Genomic DNA, 1367 nt, shown 5'->3' on the forward strand with positions numbered 1-1367 from the left:
GAGACTGTAAAATATTTTGTGTAAACTCTCAAACGCAAATGAATTAAACTAAGAGAAAGGCTGGTTTGAGAGGATGACACAAGTGGCGCGGTTTAGCAAAGAACAGGTGAAGGCGTTCGTCAAAGAAAATAATCTGAAGACCATGGATGACGTCCAGTCGGCCTTGAAGGAGCTGTTCGCCGAGACGCTGCAATCCATGCTGGAGGCCGAGCTCGACACGGAACTGGGCTACGAAAAGCACGACGTCAAGAACAAGGCCACAAGCAACAGCCGCAACGGCAAGTCCAAGAAAACGGTAACCAGCGAGTACGGCGAAATCGACATTCAGGTGCCACGCGATCGCAACGGCGAGTTCGAGCCGGTCATCGTTAAGAAGCATCAGTCGAACGTAACCGGCATCGAAGACCAAATCATCGCCATGTACGCCAAAGGCGTCAGTACGCGGGATATCCAGGATCATATGCATCATCTGTATGGCGTGGACGTTTCGCCGACGATGATCTCCAACGTCACGAACAAGATCGTGCCCCTCATTAAGGAATGGCAGAATCGCCCGCTGCAAGGCGTGTACGCGGTCGTGTTCCTTGACGCCATTCACTTCAAAGTGAAACAGGACGGCGCCATCGTGAACAAAGCCGCCTACATGGTCATCGGCATCGATCTGGACGGCAACAAAGATGTGCTGGGCATGTGGATCGGCGAGAACGAGTCGGCCAAGTTTTGGCTGAGCGTACTGAACGACCTGAAGAACCGCGGCGTGCAGGATATCCTTATCACCTGCGTTGACAATCTGACTGGCTTCTCTCAAGCCATCGCGGCCTGTTATCCGAAGACCGAAATCCAGAAGTGCATCATTCACCAGATTCGCAATTCGACGCGCTACGTCTCCTACAAGGATCTGAAGAAAGTCACCGCCGATCTGAAGCCCATCTACAAAGCGGCCACGGAAGAAGCGGCGCTGGTGGAGCTGGATCGCTTCGAGGAAGTCTGGGGCGGCAAATATCCGCTCATCGTCCGCTCGTGGCGGAACAATTGGGACGAGCTGGCCACGTTCTTCAAATACCCTCCCGAGATCCGCAAGCTCATCTACACGACGAACATGATCGAGAGCTACCACCGGCAACTACGCAAAGTAACCAAAGGCAAGAGCATCTTCCCGACGGACGAGGCGCTGCTGAAGATGCTATACCTGGCGACGATGGACGTGCTGCGGAAATGGACCGGTCGCGTGCAGAACTGGGGACAAATCCTCCTCCAGCTCTCCGTCTTCTATCCAGATCGAATTGGACAGCATTTGCCGTAAGGGTTCGCTCTCCCCCTCGGGGGAGGTTCCATAAATGAGTTTACACAAAATTCTTGACAGACCC

The 1367-nt window shown here is 53.5% G+C and carries 1 protein-coding gene; it reads left to right on the forward strand.

Features of this window, described 5'->3' with window-relative positions; genetic code table 11:
- Positions 1-73 precede the first annotated feature (73 nt).
- Positions 74-1303, forward strand: coding sequence for an IS256 family transposase (locus tag G485_RS0117515; protein ID WP_035157118.1), 1230 nt, complete (start codon positions 74-76; stop codon positions 1301-1303).
- The last annotated feature ends 64 nt before the right edge of the window (positions 1304-1367 follow it).

It is taken from the genome of Cohnella thermotolerans DSM 17683 (assembly GCF_000429825.1).
Lineage (GTDB): Bacteria > Bacillota > Bacilli > Paenibacillales > Paenibacillaceae > Cohnella > Cohnella thermotolerans.